General features: G+C 57.1%; 24 protein-coding genes and 1 pseudogene. 12 read left to right on the forward strand and 13 right to left on the reverse strand.

Going from position 1 to position 25,943, the window contains the following annotated elements; all coding sequences use genetic code 11:
• Positions 1-56 precede the first annotated feature (56 nt).
• The 10 genes from MF410_RS02035 to MF410_RS02080 all read right to left on the reverse strand — a co-directional run bounded on the left by MF410_RS02035 (position 57) and on the right by MF410_RS02080 (position 10,185).
• Complete coding sequence (locus tag MF410_RS02035) at positions 57-1,040, reverse strand: glycosyltransferase family 2 protein (protein ID WP_097626398.1); 984 nt, start codon at positions 1,038-1,040, stop codon at positions 57-59.
• Positions 1,037-1,921, reverse strand: coding sequence for a glycosyltransferase (locus tag MF410_RS02040; protein WP_097626400.1), 885 nt, complete (start codon positions 1,919-1,921; stop codon positions 1,037-1,039). Before MF410_RS02040 ends, MF410_RS02035 begins: the two co-directional genes overlap by 4 nt.
• 24 nt (positions 1,922-1,945) lie before the next feature.
• Entirely contained in the window at positions 1,946-2,890 is a 945-nt protein-coding gene (locus tag MF410_RS02045; RefSeq protein WP_097626402.1) for a glycosyltransferase family A protein, read from the reverse strand.
• 83 nt (positions 2,891-2,973) lie between these two features.
• Positions 2,974-3,795 carry a galactosyl transferase gene (locus MF410_RS02050; RefSeq protein ID WP_097626404.1) on the reverse strand — a complete coding sequence of 274 codons (822 nt, stop codon included), beginning with the start codon at positions 3,793-3,795 and terminating at the stop codon, positions 2,974-2,976.
• A gap of 12 nt (positions 3,796-3,807) precedes the next feature.
• Positions 3,808-4,839, reverse strand: coding sequence for a polysaccharide pyruvyl transferase family protein (locus tag MF410_RS02055; RefSeq protein WP_097626406.1), 1,032 nt, complete (start codon positions 4,837-4,839; stop codon positions 3,808-3,810).
• Between the two features lie 31 nt (positions 4,840-4,870).
• On the reverse strand, positions 4,871-6,373 hold the full coding sequence (locus MF410_RS02060; RefSeq protein WP_003590726.1) for a lipopolysaccharide biosynthesis protein: 1,503 nt from the start codon (positions 6,371-6,373) through the stop codon (positions 4,871-4,873).
• A 150-nt stretch (positions 6,374-6,523) separates the two neighbouring features.
• Entirely contained in the window at positions 6,524-7,426 is a 903-nt protein-coding gene (gene pssM / locus MF410_RS02065; RefSeq protein ID WP_239620117.1) for an exopolysaccharide glucosyl ketal-pyruvate-transferase, read from the reverse strand.
• Entirely contained in the window at positions 7,423-7,929 is a 507-nt protein-coding gene (locus MF410_RS02070) for an acyltransferase (RefSeq protein ID WP_003590730.1), read from the reverse strand. Before MF410_RS02070 ends, pssM begins: the two co-directional genes overlap by 4 nt.
• Positions 7,929-9,080, reverse strand: a complete 1,152-nt coding sequence (locus MF410_RS02075; protein ID WP_003590733.1) for a glycosyltransferase — start codon at positions 9,078-9,080, stop codon at positions 7,929-7,931. The genes MF410_RS02070 and MF410_RS02075 overlap by 1 nt, the downstream gene beginning before the upstream one ends.
• Positions 9,081-9,111: 31 nt before the next feature.
• Entirely contained in the window at positions 9,112-10,185 is a 1,074-nt protein-coding gene (locus tag MF410_RS02080) for an endo-1,4-beta-xylanase (protein ID WP_097626410.1), read from the reverse strand.
• A 270-nt stretch (positions 10,186-10,455) separates the two neighbouring features.
• Between MF410_RS02080 and MF410_RS02085 the strand changes: the two genes are divergently transcribed.
• Positions 10,456-10,764 (forward strand): hypothetical protein, encoded by a 309-nt coding sequence (locus MF410_RS02085; RefSeq protein WP_239620119.1) that lies wholly within the window; start codon positions 10,456-10,458, stop codon positions 10,762-10,764.
• Between the two features lie 27 nt (positions 10,765-10,791).
• Here MF410_RS02085 and MF410_RS02090 read toward each other — a convergent pair.
• Positions 10,792-11,677 (reverse strand): annotated as a pseudogene (locus tag MF410_RS02090) (DUF6030 family protein).
• Between MF410_RS02090 and MF410_RS02095 the strand changes: the two are divergent.
• The 6 genes from MF410_RS02095 (at position 11,574) to MF410_RS02120 (ending at position 15,787) form a co-directional block, all read left to right on the forward strand.
• Complete coding sequence (locus MF410_RS02095; protein ID WP_165503943.1) at positions 11,574-11,921, forward strand: hypothetical protein; 348 nt, start codon at positions 11,574-11,576, stop codon at positions 11,919-11,921. The pseudogene MF410_RS02090 and the gene MF410_RS02095 sit on opposite strands and share 104 nt — an antisense overlap.
• A 228-nt stretch (positions 11,922-12,149) precedes the next feature.
• Positions 12,150-12,782 carry a class I SAM-dependent methyltransferase gene (locus tag MF410_RS02100; protein WP_097626416.1) on the forward strand — a complete coding sequence of 211 codons (633 nt, stop codon included), beginning with the start codon at positions 12,150-12,152 and terminating at the stop codon, positions 12,780-12,782.
• 170 nt (positions 12,783-12,952) lie between these two features.
• Positions 12,953-13,378 carry a helix-turn-helix transcriptional regulator gene (locus tag MF410_RS02105; RefSeq protein WP_003590742.1) on the forward strand — a complete coding sequence of 142 codons (426 nt, stop codon included), beginning with the start codon at positions 12,953-12,955 and terminating at the stop codon, positions 13,376-13,378.
• Between the two features lie 163 nt (positions 13,379-13,541).
• Entirely contained in the window at positions 13,542-14,732 is a 1,191-nt protein-coding gene (locus MF410_RS02110; RefSeq protein WP_179867134.1) for a YcaO-like family protein, read from the forward strand.
• On the forward strand, positions 14,729-15,436 hold the full coding sequence (locus MF410_RS02115; RefSeq protein ID WP_097626420.1) for a TfuA-like protein: 708 nt from the start codon (positions 14,729-14,731) through the stop codon (positions 15,434-15,436). The genes MF410_RS02110 and MF410_RS02115 overlap by 4 nt, the downstream gene beginning before the upstream one ends.
• A gap of 102 nt (positions 15,437-15,538) precedes the next feature.
• Positions 15,539-15,787 (forward strand): hypothetical protein, encoded by a 249-nt coding sequence (locus MF410_RS02120; protein ID WP_003590747.1) that lies wholly within the window; start codon positions 15,539-15,541, stop codon positions 15,785-15,787.
• A gap of 481 nt (positions 15,788-16,268) precedes the next feature.
• On the opposite strand, the gene MF410_RS02125 is transcribed toward MF410_RS02120, so the two are convergent.
• On the reverse strand, positions 16,269-16,475 hold the full coding sequence (locus MF410_RS02125) for a hypothetical protein (protein WP_012558648.1): 207 nt from the start codon (positions 16,473-16,475) through the stop codon (positions 16,269-16,271).
• A 1,650-nt stretch (positions 16,476-18,125) separates the two neighbouring features.
• Between MF410_RS02125 and MF410_RS02130 the strand changes: the two genes are divergently transcribed.
• Positions 18,126-19,067 carry a glycosyltransferase gene (locus tag MF410_RS02130; RefSeq protein ID WP_239620124.1) on the forward strand — a complete coding sequence of 314 codons (942 nt, stop codon included), beginning with the start codon at positions 18,126-18,128 and terminating at the stop codon, positions 19,065-19,067.
• Between the two features lie 95 nt (positions 19,068-19,162).
• On the opposite strand, the gene MF410_RS02135 is transcribed toward MF410_RS02130, so the two are convergent.
• Positions 19,163-22,201, reverse strand: coding sequence for a trifunctional glycosyltransferase/class I SAM-dependent methyltransferase/polysaccharide deacetylase (locus tag MF410_RS02135; protein ID WP_097626424.1), 3,039 nt, complete (start codon positions 22,199-22,201; stop codon positions 19,163-19,165).
• A 115-nt stretch (positions 22,202-22,316) separates the two neighbouring features.
• On the opposite strand from MF410_RS02135, the gene MF410_RS02140 reads away from it, so the two are divergent.
• From MF410_RS02140 to MF410_RS02155, 4 genes are read left to right on the forward strand one after another with little or no spacing between them, the layout of a single operon-like run.
• Positions 22,317-23,165 carry an ABC transporter permease gene (locus MF410_RS02140; protein WP_097626426.1) on the forward strand — a complete coding sequence of 283 codons (849 nt, stop codon included), beginning with the start codon at positions 22,317-22,319 and terminating at the stop codon, positions 23,163-23,165.
• A complete protein-coding gene (locus MF410_RS02145) occupies positions 23,162-24,463 on the forward strand; it encodes an ABC transporter ATP-binding protein (protein ID WP_097626428.1) in 1,302 nt (433 codons plus the stop codon). The genes MF410_RS02140 and MF410_RS02145 overlap by 4 nt, the downstream gene beginning before the upstream one ends.
• Complete coding sequence (locus MF410_RS02150) at positions 24,463-25,653, forward strand: glycosyltransferase (RefSeq protein WP_097626430.1); 1,191 nt, start codon at positions 24,463-24,465, stop codon at positions 25,651-25,653. The genes MF410_RS02145 and MF410_RS02150 overlap by 1 nt, the downstream gene beginning before the upstream one ends.
• A gap of 37 nt (positions 25,654-25,690) precedes the next feature.
• Positions 25,691-25,903 (forward strand): glycosyltransferase family A protein, encoded by a 213-nt coding sequence (locus MF410_RS02155; RefSeq protein ID WP_239620403.1) that lies wholly within the window; start codon positions 25,691-25,693, stop codon positions 25,901-25,903.
• The last annotated feature ends 40 nt before the right edge of the window (positions 25,904-25,943 follow it).

Consider the following 25,943-nt stretch of genomic DNA (forward strand, 5'->3'; position numbering starts at 1 on the left):
TTGGCTGAAACATAGTAACAGCCAGGACGTCTCCAAGAGCGCTTCCGCAAATAATATCAGTGGGCGGCATTGGGCTTGTATTCCTGATAGGCATGTCCGAGGATCCCATTAACCATGCCGGCGCCGCGCAGAACATGGGTGAGGGCGCGCATGCCCCAGTAAGGTGAAATCAAGATCGCCGGCAGCATGACCAGTCCGAGCACGACCCTCGTGGCGCCATAGGCGGCGCGATAGATCCGGCGCTTGAGGTTGCCATGCAGAACTTCGCTGACGGCGAAGGTGTTGCCTAGTCGGTACTGTCTTTGCAAGACCCATTTCCAGGTCATCCGGTTCGCGGGAACGATGTCATAGACAAGGGCCTTGTCAGCCCAGAAAATCTGCATGCCGCGGCGGATGGCCTGATTGAAGAACAGATAATCCGTGCCGCCGGTGAAGCGCATCTTTTCCTCAAAACGAAGATTCCATGAGCGGATCAGCGGATAGTCGAACATGACGTTGTTCGAGGCCGCATAACCGATGCGCTGGCCGTCGGTGTTCTTCCTGCGTTCGAATACCCTGGCCTTGATGAAATATTCCGGCGGGTTTTCGGGATAGACCGGCTGGACGGGGCCGTAGACGCAATCGGCGCGGTTTTTCTCGCGGGTCTCCAGCATGGCGTCCAGCCAGCCGTCGTCCGGCCATTCGTCATCGTCGAGAAAGCAGAAGAGGTCGGTGCCGGGCGGTGCCGAATCCAGCGCGCGGTTGCGCGCAAAAGGGATGCCCTGGTTTTGCTCGACGACGTAGATCAGGTCGTAGGCGCCTGTCTGTCCAAAGCCTTCCACCGTTGCCTTGGCGCTGCCGGCCGCATCATTGTCGACGATCACCATGGTGAGATGATAGGGGCGGGCCGGGTGCCTGATCTGGCGCGTCATGACGTCAAGCAGCTTGGCAATTCCGTCCAGACGCCGATAGGTCAGCACCCCGACGGCGATCTTTAACGGCGCAGCACCTGCCTGATCGGTGCCGACGGACGAGTGCGGGAAGGTTTCCTGCTGGTTCATGCCTGTCCTTTCCGCAGCATATTTGCCAAACGCTTGCGCGCCGCCATCAGGGCCACCTCGGTTGCGGCAGCATCGCCGAACGGACCGCCGGTCACCGTGTTGCGCGCTTCGCTCCTGAGCTTCAGCAGCGATGTCGTCTCGGCAATGCCGCCAGCCACCAGGCTCTTGCCGAGTGCCTGCAGCCCATCATATCGGCGCGCCAGTTCCAGGCCTGTCGCGATCATGATCCGCGGGCGCAGCGTTTTTGCCCGGCTTGTGCCCGTATAGCGGTTCGACGCATGAATGCGCTGGAAGGTCAGCGGTGTTTCGACGATGGCGCCGCGGCCGAGATAGGCTGCGGCAAACTTGATATAATTGTCGCTGAGGACGACGTCTGCCGCGACGGTCATTGGCAATATCTGGGCGAGCAGGCTGCGGCGGAAGCTCAGGCCCGATGTCGGCACCGGAAGCGAGGGAAAGCCGCCCTTGCGAAGCGTGTCCCGCTTGTCGAAGAGCGTCACTTGCAGTTCTGCAGAAGGCTGGTCGCCTTCCTCGGTCGTCACCCGGTCGAAACACCAGTCGATCTCGTTGCGATCGTAGATCTCGGCGGTCCGCGCAAGTTTCCCGGGCAAAAACGTATCGTCGGCGTCGAGGAGAAAAAGGATATCGCCGCTTGCGGCAGCAAAACCTGCATTGAAGCTCGAGGCCTGACCGCCGTTCTCCTTTAATACAGCCAGAATCCGATCCCCGTAGGAGGCAAGAATCTCGCGGGAATCATCCGTCGATCCGTCGTCGACCACCACCACTTCGAAGTCAGGGTAGGTCTGCGACAGCACGCTATCGATGCATGGGCCGAGAAAGCGACCATAATTGTAATTATTGATGAGCACCGAGAGCTTCAAATTACCGCCTCCTGGATCAATCGATCACCGCGCCAGCGTCTGAGGCGCATATCGGCGAATTCCCGCACGATACCCCCGCATGTAGTAATACTTCCAGATAGCCCAGAAACGCTTCTTGGATTGCGGCAAGAGATAAAGCGTGCCTGCCCGGAATGCCCATTGCGCGCTTTCGATCCAGGTCGGAAGCGGAACGCCGCTTAACCTCACTCCTCCAGGCACCTCGTCGGGAAACAGCGCCGGCATGCCATAGCCAAGACGCTCGCCGCGTTTCTGCACCCAATCTTCGGTGACGCTCGATGCAGGAATCCAGTGATGAACCACGGCTTCGGCGCATCGGTAGGATTTGGCGCCATTTGCCGCCAGGCGAATGATGATTTCCGCATCTTCACCCATGGCAAATAACTTTCCGGGAAGAGGACCGATATCTTCGCGGTAGCGCACGCTGGATCCCAGCAGTTCCCGCCGAATGATCGTATTCGGACCCCAGACTTTTGTCGGGTCACACGGCCCGCTCTGCGTTTCATCGACGATCGCAAAGGTGGAGCCCATAGGGATCCACTCGATGAAAGGGTCTTTTGGTTCTCTTTCCCAATCGGGGACGATTCTGCCGCCGAAGACGCCATAACCCGGGTGGGCGGCAGCGCAGTCGACGATGGCTTTCAGCCAGTTGGGTTCGGCGCGAACATCGTCATCGGTAAAGACGACGAGATCGCCCTTCACCCGATCCAGAGCGAAATTCAGCGCCCCGGACTTTCCCGGCTTGCGCTGCTGCAGGATCGTGATGGGGAGCTTGTCGCTATACGAGGTCAAAAGATCAAACGTGTCGTCATTGCTGTTGTTGTCGACAGCAATCAGTTCCCATCGATCATGCGGAAGCTCCTGGCGCACCAAGGAATCCAAAGTATGGCGCAGCCGGCGGCTGGCGCCATTGTAGGAGGAAAAGATTACGCTGACGAATAGATCCGACATCAGTGACCAACCCTCTTGGTGAAGTCGAAAGCGAAAAGTCTCATATTTTGACTGCCTGTGCGATGTTTGAACGGGATCGGCGCCTAAGCGGGGTTCGACCGTATTTTGCCGAAAAACTCGCGCCTGTGACTTTCACCGAGTACCCTCAGCTTGCGAAGATTGCGCAACCAGCGCCGCGGCTTGGTGAGCACGCCGCGGTTCAGGAAATACTGCCGCAGCAGGCTCGGTGCCTGGCTATGCGATCCGCCATGGGCAACCCGATAGACCGCCCCGCGAAAGGGAAGTTTCGTCAGCGGCGCTCCACGCTGGGACAGTATATTCGCAATGCGGACATGGCTGCCCAGCATCGATTTGATCCAGTCGAGCGAAGCATCCTCGAAGCGGCTGGGGAGTTCGTAAAGATCGGCCCGAATGATCAGTGATGTGCCGCAGAGATGGCTGAAATCATCATGGCCGAACAGGAAGTTGCCGCCATCGTCCCAGATATAACCATGGTCGATCGTCCACCCATTGGCGTCCCGATTTTCGGATGCGTGCTGCACGATCCGGGAGCTGACGAAATCATCATCGTCGACGATCATGAAAAAACGACTATCGGCGGCGGTCAACATGCCGCTCAGGACGCGCCGGCCCTTGTCTGCCCGGAAGGCGTCAAGGAAGTCCTCCTTGCTGCCCTTTCCGAGTTCATGCAGGTCGTTCGGCGGAAAAGTCACGCGCACGGCGGAAAATTTCTCCGGCAGATCAGGCAGATCGGCGCCTTCGTTGGCCACGATGATTCCGCGCCAATCTCCATTGGTCTGGTTGGAAATGGAGGCCACGGTCTGGCTGAGATTCGCCTTCAGCTTGCTCCAGTCGCGGGCATTGTCCTGATGTCGGACCGGGATAATGAAGGTGACAAGTGGCATCGAATAACCCCCTTAAGCCCGCAAGCTCACAGCTTCTCTGTTATCGATACGCCGATTGGCTGCCTGGTGACGCGCCCACTCGATCCCGTCTTCGAGCGAAGTTGCCTTGTAGGAAAGATCCGTTCCGCCGGAGAACGCGTTCATGAAACGGCGGATCTTTCCGTAGCTGTTGTCGAGTACGGCATGCGGACGGCCGAGCAGCACCGAGCAGATATGGACGTGCAGGCGGTCGGTGATGATTGCGCGGGCACGCGAGATCTGGCTGATGCCGCGTTCGAAGCGGTTGTGCGCGGCCGCGTCCAGCCTGCGCAAGGCAACTTCGCTTGGCTTCAATGCGAGATAGGCCGAAGCTACTCCAAGCTTCTTGGCGATATTCACCTTCCGTTTTGATTCCGTGATCCAGTCTTCCACAGGAATGTCGGAAGGGATATTGCGATCGGTGCCGCCAACCCGTTCCGCATCCTCCCGCAGCATGGCGAGCACGGGAATTTGCGTCGCCCGTTCCGGAAGCGCGCCGATGGCGAAAGCCATATCGGGGCATAGGCGCACCGTGCAGTCGAAATGTTTCTCGGAAAATTCCTTCGATTCTTCGTCGCGCACGAGCAGCACGAAATTCTTGTGGCGCCCGATTGCGCGTTTGGACTGCTCGATGCGCTCAGCCGAACTGTAGTGGATCGACTGCGGGAACTGGATGATCTGCCGATCGGGGAAACGTTCCATGATCGCTTCACGGAAATCCTGATGGGCAACCCAGATGTCGCCGAAGTTGCCGCCACCGTGAATGAAGATCGGGCCTGTGGGAACGCGGCGTTTCAGCTCTTCCGCTGAGAAGTCGTATAGTCTGGAAACATAGTCCGGGCGCTTGCCGAAACGATCGTTGAGATAGGCCATCTCACCCAGCCAGATCGCCGAGTCGCCGCAATTGCGGATGTCGGGGAAGTCTAGGATCGCGAGCGGCTCGTCGCGCGAGACATAGTCCTTCAGGCAATCATGGATCATGCCATTGAGTTTTGCGATCAGCTCAGATCTGGATAGGCTGGTCATTCTGCCTCACTTGTTAATGTTCGTTTTAGCTTTAAGCCGACTTGGGAACGGCAATACGTTTGGCTTTTGACAGAAACTTGACGACGATACGCTGAACTTCGGTTTCCGGGCCATTTGGCTTCTTCATTGCGAGCCAAAGGACAAAGCTGGAACCGATATAGAGAATACCGCCAGTGACGACGAGGATGGCGAGGTGCAGGGCCAGCGCCGGCTTGTCGGTGGGGGTGTTCAGGATATGCGACAATCCCCAGACGCCTGCGGCCATCAGGGCGACGCTCGCAAGCGCGCGGAAATTAGCCGCCAGCTGCTGGAAGAACGGCAGATTGATCAGCCGCTTGACGAGAAGCATGTTGACCACGGTGGAAATCAGACCCGTGAACACACGCGCATACACGACGCCCGGAAGCCCGGCCATCATCAGGCCGGCGATGATGATGGGAATGCGAACCACCAGCATCTGCGTGTCGCGGATGAACAGCATCTTGGTATGGCCCTTCGCCATGCCCAGCGGCTGGACGAGCGAACCGAGCGTCTGCAGGGCGAAGACCGATGCGAGTGCCTGGACGATGAAGATGGCGGGAGCCCACTTCTCTCCCAAGGCCAACCGCATCATCGGATCAGCCACAACCGCCATGCCAATACCTGCCGGAAGCGCCACCGCAGCCAGAAGCGCCTGCGCGCGCTGATAGGCTGCGATAAGCCGGACCGGATCGTTGCGGACCTTGGAAAAGCCCGGATAAATCGTCTGGTTCAACGGCGCTGTCGCCTCGCGCGTCGGCAGCGTCGAAAGCGTGTTGCCGACGGTATAGTGACCAAGCTGCGTGGCGCCGAGCATCTTGCCGATCAGCAGATACTCGATCCGCCAGTTCAGCGTATTGACGATCTGTCCGGCCGTCAGCCACACCGAGAACGAAAACAGCTCCCGGGCATGGCGGAAGGTGATGCGCGGCCAGAACGGCAAAACGGTGTAGGAGACGATGATATTGGTCACCTGATAGGCAAGCGTGCCGATCACGAGCGCCCAATAGCTCTGGTAGATCGCAGCAATTGCCACCGTCACGATGAAGCCGACGAGCTTTTGCGAGACGTTGAGGACGAATTCCTGCCAGAAGATCAGATCGCGCTGGAGCATGACGCGGCGCGGATTGGCGAGACCGCTCAGCAGCAGGCTGAAACTCAGAGCAAGCATCACACTCGTCAAACGAGGTTCGTTGTAAAACTCGGCAATCGGATAGGACGCGGCGGCAAACAGCAGCGCCAATATGGCGCTTCTCGTCACGCTCAATGTCCAAACCGCGCTGAAGTGCGTTTCGCTCGGAGACTCGTGGCGGATGAGCGCCTGATTGAGCGAAAGCTCGGTGACCGAACTCAAGATGACCTGGATCGTCGTTGCAATGGCGACGAGACCAAAATCCGCCGGTACGAGATACCAGGCGAGGACAAAGGTGCTGAGTGCCGAAAGCCCGTTGACGATGGCGCGGGACAGGCTCAGCCACATGCTGCCTTGAATCAGTCGGTCGGTCACACTGCTCATGGGCGAACGGCTCCCGAGATCGAGGATATCGACCATTTGAGCGGACCACATGCACATTCAAGGTGCTTCTGGCCCTTGCGGGCGCAGAGGGTATTGAGGGAGTCGAAAAGCATCATGCCTTATTGCCTCGTCACGAAACCGGTTGCGATCTTAGAGGGCGCTTGCCGTTTTCTTGGAAAAATCTTGCTTCAGCCGGTTCAGTTCGACCAGCATTCTATCGTGTGCTCTTACGATCGACTCGTCTGTGCTGAGCTGGCCCGGCTTCTCCGCCACCCGCTGCAACGTCTTGACCGTCGATCCGAAGACGTAATTTCCGGTCAGTTGGCGAATGCGGCGGTGACGGAATGTAATGTTCTTCAACAGGGTGGTATTTTTCCGCACCAGCGACGCTCCGACCTCGACGAGGTTCGACGGGCCGATCGGGTCGAAATCGATCTCCAGATCGAGCGCACTCGCCCAGTCATACCACTTGGCTCTGTTCCCCGGCGCGATCGGGCGGATCGCCCGCCACGGAACGCGCAGCGCATCCGAAATAATGCAGCCATGCATCGCTTCCGACACAACCTTATGTGATGCGCTGATTTCGGTCAGAACCTTTTCCACCGACCAGCGCGGATCGATATAGTGAATACCGGCGAGATCGCAGACCTTGTCCCAGCTGCCGTACATGGCGCTTTCGTAGTGCGGCATGAAGGAGACCGGGTAGCGCTTCTCGATGCTTTTTGCATCCCAGCAACAGCGGGTCAGGATGCCCGAATCGCCGATGGCGTAGCTCGGATCGATGCCGAGGACTTCGGCGGTCTTCTTTCCACGCACGAAATAGAAGGTCCAGTTGCCGTCGACTTTCGGCGGGTTGGTGTAACCGCCATAACCTGAGCCGAAGACGATCTTCTGCATGTTCGGATCGAAATTGTCGTAGAGGATCGAACCGATGCCGAGAAAGAGCTGACCTTCGTCATCATCGAAGAAGTCGGGCAGCAGCCGCTCCCAGAGCCAATGGTTGAGCTCGTCGCCAAAATTCTCGTGTTTCCCGCGATAGGCAAACATCTTCATCGTGCTTCTCCAGTCGGCAAATGCGTGACGATCTGCGAGACCGCTTCGTCTTCGCGTGCCATGCGGCCGTAACGCGAAATGATCTTGATGTCGCTGCGGATGATCTTTGCCGGATTGCCCGCCACGAGCGAACGCGGCGGCACGCTCCTGGTCACCACCGAGCCGGAGCCGATAACGCATTCGTCGCCGATTTCAACACCGGGCAGAATGATGCTGCGGGCGCCGATGAAGCAGCGTTTGCCGATTCGCGTGTGAAGGTAGAGCCCGCGCGTGAGGTCATGCGTCAGGATCGCTGCCTCAAAGGCGACATAGGTTTCCGCGCCGATATGAAGGCCTTTCGGATTGGTCTTGTCGAACCGGACGCTTAGGGAAAAGCTCGCCGTCGGATCGATGTCCATACCCCAGAATTTCGTATAATAGAGCCACTTGGCCGTCACTATGCTGTTCCGCAGCGGACGAAATACGTTCAGTCCCCACTTCGGCTTCTTTCCTGTCTGCACCATCAAGTCCGACCCCGGCTGGAAAATTCGTCTAGCACGGAACTGTAATAGTCCTCGAGCATCCCCGTCTGACGACGTAAGTCGAAGCGCTCGGCCACCAGAAGCGGTGCCCGCGCGCTGAAGGCTGTCCACAGGGACTGGTCGTTGAGCAGCCTTCCGACGGCTTCGGCCATTCCTGCGACATCCCGCTCCTCCACGAGATAACCAGTTTTCCCCTCTTCGATCGCTTCGCCCACGCCTCCCGAGCGAAATGCGACGACCGGAGTTCCGACGGCTTCCGCCTCTAGATTGGCGAGGCCGAACGCTTCAGCGTGACCATTGTCGAGGGTCACGCTGCCATGAAGATAGAGCTCCGCACTGGCGAGCAGATCCCTTATCTCCGTCTGCGACAGATTTTCATGGATCGTGACGCTTGGCAAGGAACGACGCGCCAGCGCCTCGATTTCCTCTTTCAGCGGTCCCTGACCCACCATGACGAATTCGACCGGGGTGCCGGTCGCCGCCACGCGCGACAGCGCGTCGATCATGAAGCGGTGGCCCTTATAGTCGACGAAACGGGCAATGGAAACCACCAGTCCTTTTTTTCGGGGACGCGGTTCCATTTTGAAGAGGTCGAGATCGATGCCAATGTGGTGGCGGAAGACCCGGTCGGCGCGAAAGCCGAGCGCCAGCAGCCGGTCGCGGATGAAATCGGAGACGGCGATATTCCAGCTGTTCCAGCCGGCCATCTCCCGGCGTCCCTTGGCGAAGAAGCGCACTTGGTTGAAGCCGCCCGGCTTTTTCGGATCGCCGCCGTAGGTGGCGTCGAAGCCGTGGAATGTCGTGACCAGCGGCTTGCCGGCGGCGCGCGCCAGGGGCCCGATGACATAACCGTTCTTGCCGAAATGGGCGTGGATAACATCGGCATTGCCGATCGCGGGAAAGAGAAAGGGGAGGCCGATCTGGGGGATTTTCAGAAGCAGTTCACCAGCCCTCGCAACGGGAGACCGACGGATGTCATGAACCGGAACAGTGGATTTTTTGGTATGGGCGGAAGAAATTCGGGACCCGGCAAGAATTTCAGCTTCGAAGGAACGAAATGCCACCGCCTGATTGAGAACAAATGCCTGGCTGGCAGGCAAAAATTTTTCCACGTAAATAACGGCTTTTCTCATGAATCTGTCGATGTCTCCGTTGTCTTGCGCATCACATCGCCTCTATTGCCCGTCGGATGCCATCAACTGCACTTCTCGGCGTGTTGTTTTCGTCGTAAAGATTAACGCGCTTGGTGCAAGCCGCGTCGGGACCGGCCGCCTTCTCGTCGGGCTCGGCGTATTTTTCCGACATGCCCCATACCGTCACGCCTTTCAAGTCGCCACGCTCGGCCGCCACGGTGATCACGTCACTGAAAATACCGCCGTATGACGCCGGCGTGAAGCCTTTGTCGCGGTTGAGGAAGTGGCAGGACGCATCGAGTTCGGTGATGAAAACGCCGACCCCCATGTCCTTCAGCGCGGCGCAGAAGCGCCCCATTCCTTCCGGATCGATTCGGTCGAGGCCGGGCCGGAAATGCGCCTGCAGCCCGACCGCGCCGATCGGCGTTTTCCGGGCGACGAGGTCCTCGACGATTTTCAGGATGCGGGCGCGCTTCAGTTCGAACACGTCGGATTTTTTCTCCAGATGCGTTTCGTTGAGCACAAGCGTCGCGCCGGGATTGGCCTGATGTGCCATGTCGAAGCTCATACGGATATAGTCGTCGCCAAGAAGGCGTCGGAAAACACAATTTCGCAGATCCGGCGCATCATATTCCAACGGCTCGTTCACCACATCCCAAGCGTCGATCGAGTTCTTATAGCGAGTGACAACCTGTTTTATATGACGGTTCATCGTCGCCTGAATCGTCTTTGCGTCGGTGATCTCAGACACCCACTCCGGGACGCGATACCAGATCAACGTATGGCCATAAACCCTCATGTTATTTTTGCGTGCAAATGCAACCATAAGGTCGGCATTCTTGAAGCTGAATACACCCGGTCTCTTTTCCGTCGCATTCCATTTCAGCTCGTTTCGGGGCGTTATCGAATTGACGTTGTCGGTGTAGATCCCGGAAGCGATTGGGTCGTTTATGTCCTGCAGGTCGATTGCCGATCCGAATCGGAACGCCTTGCTGTCGGCAACGGCGCGCAACCCTTTCGCCGGAGGCACCTGTGCGAGGACGTCGCCCGCATTGGCATACAACAGAGCAAGCGGAATCGAGGCGAGGAAACGTCTTCTATTCATTCTATCTCTCACTGTTGGCTTTTTTCATGTCCGCGGCGGAATTTAACGGGCCAGGCTCGCCGGCAACGATCTATCGCGGGTCTGTGTTTCAATTCAGTAGAGTAATGCAACCTCAAATATACTGTCGAACTAGGGGATATTGTCGGTATCTGCTAGACTTTCCAGCTTGCTCCAAGATATAAACCGTTCTGGAGGGCGCCCGCGATGGAATATTGGTTTAGCTATCCGATGAGCTGTTTTCATATGGCATTTCAAAATGCCGCTTTTTTTATGGCGACCGTCCGAAACGACCTATTCCTTCTCGACGGCCGGCAGTTCACAGCCCTTGTCCTGGGTGTCGTCGGCATCATTCTCATCCTGTTTGCAGCACTGATCAGAACATCCTCGCGGTTGCGTCGATCGGCGGCAGCTATTCGCTCACTGAGCGATGAGCTTGCCCAGGTCACGCAGGACCTCAATGTCGAGCGTCTCTGGCGCCTGGCGGGCGGAGACGGCACCGAACGGCCGAGCGCGGAAAGTTTGAAAGAGCTTTACAGGAGACTGGCCACGCATCACGACGATGCAAGTTATATGGCGTGACAAACCGACGCATAATCTCCGGAGATCCTAACGCGGATGGTCCGCATTTCTTGCGGGTGCCTCGGCATCGGCAGGGGTGGATAGCTGTGCCGGTGGCACGTTGGGCTCGACCGTCGGTTCGGGCGATGGAAGCCATGTTCTGTCGGAAAAATAGCTTCTTGTTCTTTTCTGGGGCCCGGAGGTCGCATCCAGCGACAGCGTGAAATTATAGCGCCCGGGATTGAGCACCTCACGGGCGAAGTTGATGCTGGCTCCGAAACCGTCTTCCTTGATGTCTTTCAGATTCTTGATTGCGTTCAACGTCTCGTGAAAATCCAGCCATTGCGGTTGCCGCAACATGGTTTCGAAGATTCGCAGGATGGCGGGATCGAGCTGGCCGTTTTGCTCCGTCTCGGGATTGATGATTTTCACCCGCATATTGCTGATCACGCCGGCGGCGTCGCCGCGAACGATGACGAAGATGGAACTCGGAAGCTGATCCTTTTCCCGCTTGACGCCATGTTCGAAAAAGCATTCGAACGTATCGGCGTTGAAGCTCGCCGCCGCCCAATCGCTGGTTTCGATACCGGCATCGCGCAGAGCTGCACACATTGCGGGCCCGGATATTCGCCACGTGCGTAGAAAGGTCGACACGGTCTGCGCCACCGGCGGGTCGATAAGATGCAACGGAAGCGTAAAGGCGGCGGGCGGCGTCGGGCGGGGAAAGGCTTTGGGGAGGGCGGCCTAATGACAGGGGAAAGAGATCGAAGCCAAAATAATGGCCCACCGTCTTCAAGTGTTTCATGTCGTTGGAAAGAAGCACCGTTCCCATGACCAGCGACAGGGAGATCGTCAGCAGCAACCAGAAGACCACGGGAATCGTCGGTTTTCCCAATGGCTGTTTCGCATTTGCGGACGACGAATTATCGGGCAAGCTTGTCTTCTCCGGTCCGAGAAGGATTTCGATCGGGCTGTCTAAATCCAGCAGTATACATTTATCCGTTAAATATCTTTGGCTTCGTGTCGGCAATTGGGCGCCTTTATGCCCTCGCCATCAGGATGGGCGCGGCAAATTCGGTGAAGACGCAGCACCATCCAATCGGGAACAGCTCGTGCGGCTCTATGAAAGCAGTCGCCGCTGGTCTGGTGCTTTCGTAACTTCGAGATATTGCTTTTGATCGTTGTCTTGAATTCAATGAATCCATTGAATTATTTAAAGTATTTTCCGAGATTCTGTATTCTCTTGTGTATTTTGTTCGTCGAATTTTTAATATTTCGCGCATAGATTTTGTTTTTAATTATAAAACTCCGGATTATATCTTTTTATATCCTTGCTGTTTGGTGGATCTCATCAAATTTTGGACGTATTCTTCGATAGTGTCTGCCGCGCAATTGCGGAGGGGGACATGTCCGTCGAATTAGACGCAACTACCTATGTTCATGCCAAGCCGACAACCGCGCATTCCTACATCTTGCCCGCCGTGCTTGACGCGCTGGAGAGCCATTTCGACGGTTCTGCGAAAAACGACGTCTTTGATTTGGGATGTGGTACGGGCGGCGCGGCCGCTGCTCTTGCGGAGAGGGGTTATTATGTCGTTGGCGTTGATCCTTCCAGCGATGGTATTGCCAAGGCCAATATCAACTATCCCGAACTGCCGCTGAATGTCGGCTCGGCCTATGACGATCTTTCCCGGGAGTACGGCACGTTCAACGCCGTCATCAGCCTGGAGGTTGTCGAGCATGTCTACGATCCGAGGGCATTCGCCTCGACGGTGTACGATCTTGTCAAGCCGGGCGGCGTCGCCGTGATGTCGACGCCCTATCACGGTTATCTGAAGAACCTTGCACTCGCCACGATGGGGAAAATGGATGATCACTTCATGCCGCTGAAGGATCATGGGCATATCAAGTTCTGGTCGAAAGACACCTTGAGCATGCTGCTGCTGGATGCCGGCTTCGATAACGTCCGTTTTCGTTATGTCGGAAGAATTCCCGTCTTGGCTAAGTCGATGATCGCCGTGGCTCAAAAGCCTCTTTAGGGGCGGTTTCTAAGCGGCCGTCATTTCGAACAGCAGTGCGCGAGCGCAGGTTGTTTATACTGTGAGCAGCGCTGAAAAAAATCGTTACGAAATATTTACTTTTAGTTGCATTTTTGCTTAAACTCTCCATTATACGGCTGGCATGCTGATAAAGTGGGAGACTTATTCACATGAAGGCTAAATCCCCGAATTCGATCGACGTCTATGTTGGCAACCGCGTCAGGGTGCGGCGAAAGACGCTCGGGATGACCCAGCATGGTCTGGCCGAACTTCTGGGCATTACCTTCCAGCAGATCCAGAAATACGAAAAAGGAACGAACCGGATAGGCGCCAGCCGCCTTCAGCGCATATCCGAGATTCTTCGCGTGCCTATCGGCTTTTTCTTCGAGAACGGTGGCTCCGGACCGATCGAAGGCGAGACGAGCGAATTGAACAAGTTTTTGTCCTCGAAGGAGGGGCTGGCGCTCAACAAGGCGTTCATCGCTATCGAGGATCCGAATATCAGGCAAAAACTGGTGGCATTGGCCAAAAGTCTGGCCGTCGCCGGCTTGTCGGAGATCGACGGTGATTTGCAGGATCCGGTTGTAAACGGCTGAGGACGGATGGTGCATCGCCTGCAAACATTCGGCGATCTGCGGTTGATCGAGACGAATGGTGACTGCTCAGCCGTCCGGTCATGGGGCTGTTGATGACGGCCCATATCTATGCCGGGGCGCTATGAATTCAGCCCTACATCCGGCCCACTATTCCGACAGGATCATATCGCCGGGAGAGACTCTTTCCCGCGTCGAACCCTTTTTGGCTAGGTTCGGCATTACCAGGGTTGCGCGACATACCGGCTTGGATGACATCGGAATTCCCGTCTGGTGCGCCTATGCCCCGAATTCGCGGTCGATCGTGATTGCTCAAGGAAAGGGCCTGACCGATCTGGACGCCAAGGTATCCACTGTCATGGAGGCCCTCGAACGGGCTGTTGCCGGCGAACCCTTCGTCAAGCGCGTCCACGGTTCCTGTTCCCGCCTGCAGGCGATGGGCTACCAAGTCGACAGGTTGAGCTGCCTGACCGCCGTCCATAAACCCGATCTCGGGCCGGATGACGAAACCGAATGGGTTGCTGGTATCAATATCCTCAGCGGCGACGAAATCCACATTCCCTTCGAAGCGGTGTTGCTCGACCGGACGCGGGACGCGCGATACTGGATGTCGTCGGATGGCCTGGCTTCGGGAAACAGTGTCGAGGAGGCAATTTTTCATGGCGTCCTGGAGCGCATCGAGCGTGACGCTCAGGTGCTGTGGCAGGTGGGTGGGGAAGCCAATCTCTATGCCGGCTGCGTCGATCCCCGCGGCTTTGAGGATGGTGCCCTTAACGGGCTGGTCGACAAGATCGAAGCATCGGGATTGGCGCTCCGGCTGTTCGATATCACCAGCGACATCGCGATCCCCTGTTTCACCGCGATGCTCGGTCCTAGGGAGCTAATTCCAGGCTCCAGGCATGGTCACGCTGACAGGGACATTCGGCTCGTCGAGGTGACCGGCGGCACCGGGGCGCACCCGTCTCCCGTGCGGGCGGCCATTCGGGCGGTGACGGAAGCCGTGCAATCCCGGCTGACCTATATCAGCGGCGCCAGGGACGATATTTCTCCTGCCACTTTCTTAAGATCCCTTCCGTCGCTGATGCGACGGGCCTTCGATGCGGTTGCCGCACCGCCTGCCGGCCTCCGCCATGACGGCGCGGCAGGCTATCGGGCACGGAATCTGCCGGAGCTGCTGCAACAAGTGCTTGACGCTCTGCGCAACCGAGGGATCGCTTCGGTCATCCTAGTCCGCCTCAGCGACGACACGCTTCCCTTCAGCGTCGTCAAGATTGTTATCCCCGAGCTCGAAAATCCGGAGGGGGAGCGCGCCCGGCGATTTGGAACAAGGGCTCTGGCCAAGGCGATCGGGTTTTGAAGATCATTTTCGCAGGTCCCAGTCTTCACGATGCGGCATCGCTCGCCGGCGAGGCGGTCCGCGTCCTGCCGCCCGCCATGCAAGGCGATGTCCTGGCTCAGGTGGAACAGGGCGCCAACGTCATCGGCCTGATCGACGGCGGCTTCGAATATGCCGCACCGGTCTGGCACAAGGAAATTCTCCATGCTCTCTCGCTTGGCGTGGCCGTTCTCGGGGCAGCAAGCATGGGCGCCTTGCGGGCTGCGGAATGTCATCCGTTCGGGATGATTGGGATCGGCCGCATTTTCGAAGACTATCGCACCGGTCGGCTGCTGGACGATGCCGCCGTCGCACTCATGCACGCGCCGAGCGCGCTCGGCAGCAAGCCGCTGACTATACCGCTCGTCAATGTCACCGCCACGCTCGATGCGATGGCAGATAGCGGACTGCTCGCAGCTGGCCTGCGCGAGTGGCTCGAAGATGCGGCAAACGCGATCTTTTTCAAGAAGAGGACGTGGCGGGCGATCGTCGAGCAATGCGCCGGTATAGCCGAGCCGGACCGTCCGCAGCTGCTGGCGACGCTTCTTTCGAATTCTGTCGATCAAAAACGCATCGATGCCCTGGAATTGCTGAAAGCCGTGCAGGACGCTCGTGACATCCGCTCGAACGCCGATCTGCCCTGGAAGCTGCATGCAACCGCGTTCAGTACGCGTTCTGCATTGTAAATCGAAAGCAGCAATTCTCACCAATGGTTGTGTCACGCTTTTTTCACGGGCTCAATCACCTCTGCGCGCGTATCATTACTTCAATTCGTTGGAGAAATGCTCATGGGCGTGACATCAATTGCCAAGGCAAATGCAGACCAAGGGGCGGAAGATGGTCTGAACGAACTCATCGCGCTGGCACGGATGATAGCCTACGCGCGACAGGTCGCTGACGATGTCAAGCTGCAATTCGCGACGAATTGCCTCGATCTGGCGCTCGAGGCGGTGAAGCAGGAGGTGGGGGAAGGCTTCACCAGGGAACTGGCCGAATTGAGCTCGCCGGTTCCGCAAGTGAGTGTGAGCTGTCACTAGCCAAACGACTGGAGCGGTTCTGCGCTTCCATAACAGTTGAACCGCTCTAATGCCTGTCGCCCGGAAGTGTCCAGCGTTCCGGGTGATATGCATTAGACAAAGGACATATCGCGCGTCGCTCGGCGCGATGCGTCACGCCTTCAAACTTGCGCATAACCGCGAAAATCAACATCGATTTTCGCGGTTATGTTTGTACGATTATGGAGGCGGCGCGCGGGGAACCATTCGATCCCTTCGCGGGAGATAAAGAGCTCAAGCTCACGCCTGGGCAAATCCATCTCAACTGCTGTTTGGAGAGGTTCGGGTTGTTGGGGCTACGGATGGTCGAAGCGTTGCTCAGGATCTGTCTGAAACGATCCGCTGTTCGGCTACAAGCGAAGAGTTACGGTATCCTCGACGTTGCTTCCGGGAAGGGAAGCGGCGCGACTTCGCGTTCACATGGCTTCTGCGCGATCGGCCGATCGACGGCCGATCCCTGATCTCAGTGGGTCAAATTGCGCTTCTGGGCCAGGAGTAAAATGTAATCGTCGGCAATGTCTGCGATGGCCATTGCGACTTCCGCCGGATCGCACCCTTCGACCTTCGTATTTGCAATGAACTGATAAACCGCCTTCTCGATCTGCTTCCGGCAAATCATCACGCGTTCATCGTAACCAAATTCCGGAATATGCGATGCTATATCACTCATCAGGTCGGCTCCCTCACTACTTACAGTGACCATGACACAAATTATAAGTTGAGCAAGCAAATGCTTTATGAAGGGTTAATTCCCTGTCGAGGTGCGACCATTTCGACACAGGTGTGGCGCACCATAAGACGCCTTCGGCGTGTTCAACGGGACGGGCTCGAAGAAGGCCGGTCGCTTCGTGTCGGAAGATCGCGAACGAGGCTGACGCCGCGGCTTGGCGTCGGTATCTCGGCCGGACATGCCGGAACCTATGCGCTGCGGTTGAGACGGACAGACCCACTGCTGCCGGCGGAATTGCGCTGTGTTTGCGGTCTAACCATCTGATCTGGCGACATGTTGCGCCATCATATATCTCCACTGCCGTCACGGGACCGTCATTGGTGGCACCGGCAACGCTCCGGCGTGCGGTCATCTCCGTGACTGCCGAGCCATCAAGTATGATCCTCATCCGGTGTAGCCGCGAAGTTTGCGGGGCGGCTGAAACCCGAGGTGGGAAGCGGCTTCAGCTGACTTTTTGCCCCCTGATAAACACTGGAACCCGAGGACGGCAGTAATTAGAGACAGAATAACCTGCGGCCGCTAATCGGAGTGATCAAGAAAATTTTTATCAAAAGGTTAAATAATAAGTTTCAGATGGAGGTTGTATTTAAATATCAATTAAAAGATGGCTTAAATTTTATGCGTATATAATCGCGCTATGTATTGTACTGCGGTTCTTGCGGTTTATTAGTGGCTAACATGTGTCGATATCGACTGTGTGACATCGGTTGTTGGTAAAATTACATCGATGCATAGGTAGGCGTCGGGATCGCCTTTGAAATATAGCTGCCGATATCGCCCGCGCTGGCGGCGGGCCTCCAGTCTACAGTTAGAAGAATGTGAGTTTATCTCATCAGGCAGATCTCTGCCGGGCGATACCATTATTCAAAGCAATATTTTCTATGCCGATACAAAGGCAACAGCAATCGCATTTGCGGCAAGCGTCCGGGAAGCAAAGCAGAGAACCCGCCGGGGTGGGTGGCGGGTCCTCCGGTAGAAATGCTTGCACAGTGCGTAGGTATGATTGCAGCTAAATTCGATCTTGTCTAAGATTTTTATTGGGGTAATTATACAATTACTTTAATTGTGTTCTCCGAGCATAGTATCCTTCAAGGGTCGCCAAATGGAAAGCTCACCCCGACGAGCATTCTCAACCATCCATCATTTCTAAGAGCAGCCGGCGACTTTGCCTTTGTGCACGCGGTAAGCCAGCAGCACCGGATCCGCAACCGACCTCCTGTATCAACTTGATGATGTCGAGAGGTCTGTGGATCGCATTTCGGGCGGCCTCAGCCGGCGAGAACGCCGATCGCGCGACTGAGTATACCGTTTGATCCACCGCAGATGCGAGGCCTGAGCGATGCGGAACGGAGTACCGTTGCCCCGGCCGGCGTCTCGGCGAGGCGGGATGGATACAGATCAGCTTCCTCACAGGTAGATGGTAACCGTCTTTTTGGCGGCCGCGTCGCTTTTGTAGCGGCAATCTATCGACTACCAACAGGTGCTGGCTAGAAATATCGTTGTCGTATAACCATTAGTCCATTTATGGAAACTCAAACGTCCATCCTGGTGTAACCTCTTTGCGATCGCGTGGACTTCGGAGTTGAGAGCTTGAAGAAATCGGCAGGAAGTGAAGTAACTGTTGCTGTTGTAATCCCGGCCTACAACGCGGAAGGAACTCTGGCTGAAACAATCAGCAGCGTTCGCAATCAAACGCATCGCGCGCTCGATATCGTCGTGGTGGACGACGGTTCGAAGGACGATACCCTGGCTATTGCGCATGAAATCGCTAAAATCGATCCGCGCGTGCGAGTATTGAAGCAAAGAAATTCAGGGGTCGCTGCTGCTAGAAATGCGGGTTGGCGCTCTACCTCCGCCGACCTGGTGGCATTCCTAGATGCTGATGACCTCTGGTCACCCGATAAAATTGAGCGACAGTTGGCGGCATTGGAGTCAGGAGGCCCACAAGTCGGACTGGTCTACACTTGGTACGCTATGATAGATCACAACAATTACGTTATTTACCGGAGCAATGAAGTTTCCGTCGAGGGAGATGCGCTCGACGGCGTACTTGCTCAAAACTTCATTGGAAATGGAAGCTCGCCACTCGTACGGCGGACTGTCCTCGACGCGACAGGAGGATTTGACTCCTCGCTCCAACAGCGCAAGGCGCAGGGATGTGAAGATTATCTCTTCTACTGCCTGGCCGCTGAACTCTCGCATTTTGCAGTGGTTCCAGATTATCTTGTCGGTTATCGCCAAACCCCCGACAACATGTCAGCAAATTTGACGCGAATGCTTCGGTCCTGGATTTTGGTCGCGGATGAAATGCTAAAGAGGCACCCGGAAAAGGTTCTTGCGATCCGGGCAGGCTTAAGCCGCTGTGGCCGGTGGCTCGCCCAGAGGGCGGTTGAACAAGGCCAATACCGCGCGCTCATCGGACTTGTGGCTACCATGTCGCGATATGACAAGCCCATTGCTGCCGAGATGCTTGTGGTCGACGCGAGAGCAAAGGCAATGGCGAACCTCAAAAAAAGGCTCGATCATGGCTGAAGCAGGAACCTAATTTCTCTCCAAATCCCAATCATCGCTTTGCTCTGGGAACAAAGTACGATGCGGGTTGGACGGTGGACTACCCCATTCTTGTCTCAGCCAACTAACAGATTTGCGAACTCTGACTGGGTGATCCCGCGAAAAACCTCCTGTCTTTTCAATGCGAGTTTATCGGCATCCGCCCGCACCGTGCCACCGACGCAGCTTAACCCAATCCGGTAACCGCATTGTTCGGCTATGTCCCGGATAGCGGGGTCGAAGTCGCCGTACGGATATGCGACCGCCAGCACTTCTCGACCCAGGCGTTTTTCAAGCATAGCTTTGGAGCCAGCAAGCTCTCGCAACAGGCTCTCCGGTGCCAGGGCAGAGAGGCGCACGTGCCGGACACCGTGGGCACCCAGCGTCACGTCGCTGTTTGCGACTGCCGCAAGTTCCTCCCACGTTAGCAGTGGAGCCGGCGATCCATAGGCCGAATCCCATATTGCAGAGCCGCCGACCCTCCCGGTTGGGACAAAGAGTGAGGATGGGAAGCCGTATCGATGTAGCAGTGGGAGGGCATGCGTCATGAAATCGCGCGTAGCGTCGTCGAAGGTCAGGACTAATGTCTTTTCTGGCGGTTTGGCACCTTCGTCGAAACAAGCAAGCAGCCGGTCCAAAGTCATCCCGCGCCATCCGGCATCGCGCAGGAATGCCAGTTGAGTTTCGAAAGCCTCCGGAGACTGGCGGTATCGTGCCAGCTGTTCAGCACCGTCGTCCGAAACCTGATGATACATCAGGATCGGGACATCGTTCCAGTCGGCGGCGGCTTCCACAACTTGTCCCGCTCTCCAGCGTACCTGGCTGGCGACCTGAAGAGGCAAAGGCTGCGCTGTGTTTACTTCCACGCGTGTCGGCTCAAGGAAACCCCCGTGTTCCACCTTCTCGAACCTTTGGATTCTATAGAGCGGACTTTTGGCTTCGACCGAGAGAGTTAAATCCGGATGCTGGTCAAACATCTCGCCTATGCCGACCGCACCGAATTCATGCGGCCACCCGAATCCTGTCTCATGCGGCATATCAATCAGAAGGTTGGCGTGGGCAGTAACGAACCAACCACCGGTGCGAAGACTGCCCGCAATCTTATCGACTATCTGCCGGAGTTTTTCTCTGTTCTCGAAATAGTACAGAACTTCACTGCAGACGATGAGATCGTAAGGCCCTTCCAGCTCGTCATTCAAAAGATCCAACTGCCGATAGGCTACCGCGGAATCATGGTCCTGAAGCGAGGCCGCTCGAGCGACTGCCGACGCCGAAATGTCGGTCGCCAGCAGGTTGTCGACGCGGGAGGCCAACATCCGTGTAAAGGTTCCTTCCGCGCAGGCCAGCTCGAGGCCGTTTGAAAAGCGTCGATCGTCCAACACCGAGAGTGTTTGAAGATATTTCACAGTCTCATAGTTGTTTTGGTAATCCCAAGGGTCGACCTGGGAAAACAGCTCCTCCCAGTACGCCTCCGTATCGTATCTCGGCACCTCATCGCCGACTGGGCCGGTTTTTTTCGACGGCGTCTCCCTGGAGATCTGCGTTGAGGCTGCAACCGCCCGCTGGATTTCCTCTTCAACGATTCGATCGAATTCGGCGCGCCCGGCATGCGCCATGCCTGATATCGCGTCGACAGGTGTTGGCGTCGGCTCCTTCCTGTTCCACCAACCCGTTACGGCCTTAGCTCCGGTCCAATATGATATTTTCGCCATGAGCTTCAGCGTCTTTTGAGCTGCTCCGCTGTTGCTTCGCGCTGCCATGCTGGCGGAGGGGGCGCGCCGGTCCTCCTCATCAGCAAGATTGACGAAGCCATCTTCTGACAACGGGTGCGTCAGATCGTCGACCTCCGGGCCGAACACCGTCCGAAGTCGGCTTCGTATAGCATCCGCTTCGATTGCTCCGAAGACAACAAACTCCAGTTGCCCGAGCAGCGTCGAACCTCGCCAGATGCAACAGCGCAACCGCTCAATGCCGGGCAAGATAAGGTCGACGATAGGTCGATCCAAATCAATTGGCTGTATTCTTGTTGTTCCGATCGTGGCGGGCAGGTTGGCTGGCAGCTGGTCAGCGATCTTTCGCTCCAGTGCACGGATTAACAGGGAGCCAAAAGCTTCTTGGGGAGCATGCCGATTGAGCCAAGCCTCTAGGTCCGGAAGCTTGCCCTGGATCTTCGACCAAAGTCCGGGCCAAATCGGCTCGTCGGGGAAGGCGCCGACCACAATCCCGTCTATCATTATTGCGCAGAGCGTGTAAACGTCGGCGTCAGGCGGGATAGGCTCTGCCACCCGCTCAAGCAGTTCGCCAGGATTGTCGCCCTGACCTATTGAGGCGCCGACAAGCCAGATCGCAAGATACCAGCACGCCATTCCCAGCCCAGCTTTTGTGATTCCCTGGGCGAGCGCCGGCACCGGATAGGCTATGCGCGGATCGGAATGGTGGCCGCGCCGGATCACTTTAAGACCAAAATCGAGATGCTTAAGCCTGTTTGACGACAGCGAACCGGCCTCTACGCCAACGTCAGCCATCAGGCCTTCGACCGGCGCAAATTCGGCGCCAGCTCGAGCGAGGCGCTGCCACAGGTCCCAGTCCTCGCACATCGTCATCTCTGGATCGAAGCCGCCGATTTCTGCAAGCCGGGACCGGCGAAGCAAGGCGGCGTGGATCGCGAAAGGGCAATAGCGCGCTGCTTCGGCAAACGGATTGTCCATTTTTACTGCGGGGTGAGACTGCCACCAGGGAGCGCCATTTTTCAGACGGCGCCAACCGCAATGCAGAATGTCGGCCTGCGGCAAAGTTCGTGTGTGGTTCAGCATGGTTTCGAGATGGAAGGGTGCCAGCGCGTCGTCGGAGTCGAGAAAGACGACCCAGTCGCCTTTCGCTTGTGCCAGTCCCGCATTGCGAGCAGCTGAAACGCCGCTCTGCTCCTGCCGCAGCACATGGAAGCGCGTATCCCCAGCCGCGAAACGGTCCGCGATCTCAGCGGTCTGATCGGTTGAGCCATCGTCAATGATGAAGCATTCCCAGTTGGCATGACTTTGCGCTATCAGGCTTTCCAAAGTCGAAGAAATCGTTGTTTCCGCTTCATGCGCCGGTGTAATGATGGAAACCATCGGCATAATTGTTGCTTCCTACGATAACGATCACGCTAGTGTACCCTGTCAGTTCGCGAGTATGATGATCTTTACTACTTTGAGGCAAGGTGTATTTAACCGGTGGCAAGAGTGAGCCTAAATGCCTGAACATCTCAAGGATGATGCGCTTGATCGCGCGAAGCGACGGGACCAATACTGGCGTCGTGATCAGTGGAAGCCCTTGATCCACATCTGTCTGCAATGGAACGATTTGCTGTTGGAACTTCTGACACGCGATCTGAAGATGAGATATCAACGGTCCGCAATTGGCCTCGGCTGGTCCTTGATGCGGCCATTGAGCCAGTTGCTGGTTTTTTCGCTGCTCTTTCGCAAGGTCCTGCCGCTAGATATTCCCCATTACACCACTTTCGTCTTTTCCGGCGTGTTGGCCTGGGGTTGGCTCAGCACTGCGGTGCCCGCAGCGACGACCTCCATAACCGGCAGCAGCGAACTGGTGCGCCGGCCGGGCTTTCCGATCGGGATACTTCCTGTTGTCGCAGTCATCACACAGGCAGTGCACCTTCTACTCGCTCTGCCACTCCTCTTCATCATCTCGTTTATGGAGACCGGGGCCCCGACTTTGAGCGTCGTCGCACTTCCACTCGTCTTCCTTGCGCAAGCGCTGTTTATGATGGGCCTGTCCTATCTTGTTGCGGTTGCGCATGTCCACTTCCGGGATACTCAACATTTGGTAGGCGTAATTTTGATGCTGGGTTTTTACCTGACACCCGTGTTCTACAGCCCACTTAAGGCCAGTGAACCGATGGCGTTAATTCACACCTGGAACCCGATGGCCTGGATTCTCGAGGGTTACCGCGCCATTTTCGTCGAACACGCTTGGCCTCCCGTTGATATCTATTGGAAGACTGCGCTGGTTTCTTTGCCGATGCTCATTGCCGGCATTTGTCTGGTCGAGCGTGGCAGCGCACGCCTTGTGGATGAACTATGAGACAAGGCGCCATCACCGTCCACGACGTCGGCAAGCGCTACCGTCCGCAAGGGGGTGCACGTTCCACCACCTTGAAGGGTTACCTTTTGTCCGGACGGTCCGTGGTACAGTCGAAAAGTTTTTGGGGCCTGCGCCACATCAGCTTTGCGGTCGCGCCTGGGCAAGCTGTCGGCGTGGTCGGACTAAACGGTGCCGGGAAGTCGACTTTGCTGCGTCTGATCGGCGGCGTTGGTCGTCCCGACGAAGGGCAGATCAAGGTGAGGGGTCGAATTGGTGCCTTGCTCGACATCGGGGCGGGCCTGACCGACGATTTGACGGGGCGCGAGAACATCTTCCTGCTGGGTGTTATCGCGGGAATGCGGCGGACCGAGGTTGCTGAGCGGTTTGACGAGATCGTAGCCTTCGCCGAACTGGAGGCGGCCGTTGAGAACCCGGTTCGCAGTTATAGCACCGGGATGCGCATGCGCCTGGCATTCGCCGTGGCAGTCCATGTGCGCCCGGATATCTTGCTTATCGATGAGGCCCTCGCCGTCGGCGACCAAGCCTTCCAGCAGAAGTGCATTGCAAGAGTGAAGGAGATACTGAACGGCGGCGCCACTATCTTCTTCGTGTCTCACGACGTCTCGCAGGTAAGGGAAATCTGTGATCACGTGCTGTTCCTGAGAGGCGGACGCGTCGTGGGCTACGGACCAATCGACGAAATGCTCCCGCTTTATACCTCGGCTGTCGAGGCGAAGGTCGCGAGCGTCCAGCACGAACCGTTCGCCGTGACGAAACTGCCCGTCGAACTTGTGCCGCAGGTCAGCCGGTTCGGCAATGGCGAACTCCAGATCACAGCCGTCGTGTTGCTGAACGAGCAAAGCACGCCGACAAGTACCATCGTTGTGGGCGACCGGCTGTCGATTTCACTGACCTATGTTGGCGCTACCAGAGATCGCAACGCGGTTATCGTCATCGGCATCTACGCGGCGGACGATACGTGCTGCTTCGAGACCGACAGCAAGTTGGCCGAATTCGCCCCTGTCGTAGACACGGACACGGTGCGCATCGAAACAACGCTCAATCGTGTCGACCTGGCGCCGGGCGACTATCGCGTTACGGTGGGCCTTTTTTCGGCGGACTGGCAGCAAGTTTACGATTATCACGCCGAAGTCTATCCTCTCGCCGTGACCGGCCCCGGCCCAAGAAAGGGTATGCTGAATCCTCCGACACAGTGGCAGCAGGTGCAGTCGCGCCCCACCGCGACCTCGCCGGACCACGGCTTATTGGGTCAGCACAGCTTGGATCGGAACTCCTGATGCGCCTTGCGGTTCGAGACATCGACATTCTTGACCTTCCGCCAGATTTTGAACCGACCGATGACTATCAGGGTGCACTTGTGCTGATCCGGGTGGCCGGTCGTCCGTGCGGCCAGGCTGTGATCGCTTTCGACAGCGATGGCGGCAAGATGCCAATTAAGGACCGGATTCTGTCTGCGGCCAGTTCGTCGGTCTTCGAAGCTTGGCTGAGGCATCGGCTGGCCCTCCCTGATCCGTCGCCGACTCCAAGTCAGCTGCCGAAAGCGTCCGTGGTGATCTGCACGCGCGATCGTACCGAGGATCTGGAGCGGTGCCTCACCGGGCTTTTGGCTATGCCCGATAAGGCCGATATTCTGGTCGTCGACAATGCCCCATCGAACGAGGCCACGCGAGATTTAGTCGGGCGCTTCGACACTGTGAGATATCTGCGCGAACCGCGTCCTGGTCTTGACGTCGCGCGCAATACTGCCCTACGCAACACAGAAGCAGACGTCGTCGCCTTCATCGACGACGACGCGGTTCCGGACCCGCTATGGCTTAGAACCTTGCTTCGCAATTTCGAGGACCCCCTCGTGCTGGCCGTAACCGGTCTTACCATGGCGGCAGAGCTGGAAACGGACTCGCAGATCGCCTTTCAGCATTTTGGCGGTTTTTGCCGTGGTTTCAGGCGTCAGGTTTATGATGCCTATAACCTGGACCCATTCACCGGATGGCATGCGGGTGCCGGTGTCAACATGGCATTGCGCCGAACGATCGTTGACGCGGTGGGGTGGTTCGACGAGGCTCTCGACGCTGGAACGCTCAGTCTGGCTGGTGGCGACACAGATATGTTCCGGCGTGTGCTCGAAGCCGGATATCGGATCATCTACGATCCCGAGGCTCTGAACTGGCACCGCCATCGTCGCTCAAGCAAGGAACTGCAGCAGCAGATGTATGGCTACGAGGTTGCATCGTTCGCCATCTTGACGAAGGCCCTCCTGTTCGAGGGAAACCCGCGTGCGATCCCTCGTATGTTTCGTTCGTACAGCAGGCTTCTTCGGCGATTGTTTCAACCTCGACGGACACACCAATTCAGCCTGCCTTACAACGACGCCTTAACGCAGGTCAGAGGTGCTGTGAGCGGCCCGGTTCGATATCTGAGGGCGCGGGCGAGGGCGCGAGCAGGGGAGGCAGGGCATAAGCGTGGTTGACATCAGCGTTATCATACCAACGCATAATCGTGCTGCTATGCTGAGATCGATTTTAAGCAGGCTCGACGCTCAGCGAGATGGGACCCCAGCGTTCGAAGTCCTGGTTGTGGCGGACGGGTGTGAGGACGACACGTCGACAATGCTCTCGTCGCTTCGCACCCGCGTTCCGCTTCGGACCCTGTCGTTGCCGGGCGTCGGTCCGGCACTCGCCCGCAATGCGGGGCGCAGGTCGCGAGCGGCCGTTTATTGATCTTCCTTGATGACGACATCGAGCCCGGGAAAACTTCGTT

The organism is Rhizobium sp. C104 (assembly GCF_022354505.1).
GTDB lineage: Bacteria > Pseudomonadota > Alphaproteobacteria > Rhizobiales > Rhizobiaceae > Rhizobium > Rhizobium redzepovicii.

What these genes read in the sequence shown, in the direction of transcription:
- MF410_RS02045 (WP_097626402.1), bottom strand. Translation starts at nt 2,890, where the DNA reads ATGTCGGATCTATTCGTCAGCGTAATCTTTTCCTCCTACAATGGCGCC.
- MF410_RS02075 (WP_003590733.1), bottom strand. Translation starts at nt 9,080, where the DNA reads ATGAGAAAAGCCGTTATTTACGTGGAAAAATTTTTGCCTGCCAGCCAG.
- MF410_RS02105 (WP_003590742.1), top strand. Translation starts at nt 12,953, where the DNA reads ATGAAGGCTAAATCCCCGAATTCGATCGACGTCTATGTTGGCAACCGC.
- MF410_RS02135 (WP_097626424.1), bottom strand. Translation starts at nt 22,201, where the DNA reads ATGCCGATGGTTTCCATCATTACACCGGCGCATGAAGCGGAAACAACG.
- MF410_RS02035 (WP_097626398.1), bottom strand. Translation starts at nt 1,040, where the DNA reads ATGAACCAGCAGGAAACCTTCCCGCACTCGTCCGTCGGCACCGATCAG.
- pssM (WP_239620117.1), bottom strand. Translation starts at nt 7,426, where the DNA reads ATGAAGATGTTTGCCTATCGCGGGAAACACGAGAATTTTGGCGACGAG.
- MF410_RS02095 (WP_165503943.1), top strand. Translation starts at nt 11,574, where the DNA reads ATGACCAGCGACAGGGAGATCGTCAGCAGCAACCAGAAGACCACGGGA.
- MF410_RS02140 (WP_097626426.1), top strand. Translation starts at nt 22,317, where the DNA reads ATGCCTGAACATCTCAAGGATGATGCGCTTGATCGCGCGAAGCGACGG.
- MF410_RS02055 (WP_097626406.1), bottom strand. Translation starts at nt 4,839, where the DNA reads ATGACCAGCCTATCCAGATCTGAGCTGATCGCAAAACTCAATGGCATG.
- MF410_RS02125 (WP_012558648.1), bottom strand. Translation starts at nt 16,475, where the DNA reads ATGAGTGATATAGCATCGCATATTCCGGAATTTGGTTACGATGAACGC.
- MF410_RS02050 (WP_097626404.1), bottom strand. Translation starts at nt 3,795, where the DNA reads ATGCCACTTGTCACCTTCATTATCCCGGTCCGACATCAGGACAATGCC.
- MF410_RS02120 (WP_003590747.1), top strand. Translation starts at nt 15,539, where the DNA reads ATGGGCGTGACATCAATTGCCAAGGCAAATGCAGACCAAGGGGCGGAA.
- MF410_RS02145 (WP_097626428.1), top strand. Translation starts at nt 23,162, where the DNA reads ATGAGACAAGGCGCCATCACCGTCCACGACGTCGGCAAGCGCTACCGT.
- MF410_RS02085 (WP_239620119.1), top strand. Translation starts at nt 10,456, where the DNA reads ATGGCGACCGTCCGAAACGACCTATTCCTTCTCGACGGCCGGCAGTTC.
- MF410_RS02080 (WP_097626410.1), bottom strand. Translation starts at nt 10,185, where the DNA reads ATGAATAGAAGACGTTTCCTCGCCTCGATTCCGCTTGCTCTGTTGTAT.
- MF410_RS02070 (WP_003590730.1), bottom strand. Translation starts at nt 7,929, where the DNA reads ATGGTGCAGACAGGAAAGAAGCCGAAGTGGGGACTGAACGTATTTCGT.
- MF410_RS02060 (WP_003590726.1), bottom strand. Translation starts at nt 6,373, where the DNA reads ATGAGCAGTGTGACCGACCGACTGATTCAAGGCAGCATGTGGCTGAGC.
- MF410_RS02155 (WP_239620403.1), top strand. Translation starts at nt 25,691, where the DNA reads ATGCTGAGATCGATTTTAAGCAGGCTCGACGCTCAGCGAGATGGGACC.
- MF410_RS02100 (WP_097626416.1), top strand. Translation starts at nt 12,150, where the DNA reads ATGTCCGTCGAATTAGACGCAACTACCTATGTTCATGCCAAGCCGACA.
- MF410_RS02150 (WP_097626430.1), top strand. Translation starts at nt 24,463, where the DNA reads ATGCGCCTTGCGGTTCGAGACATCGACATTCTTGACCTTCCGCCAGAT.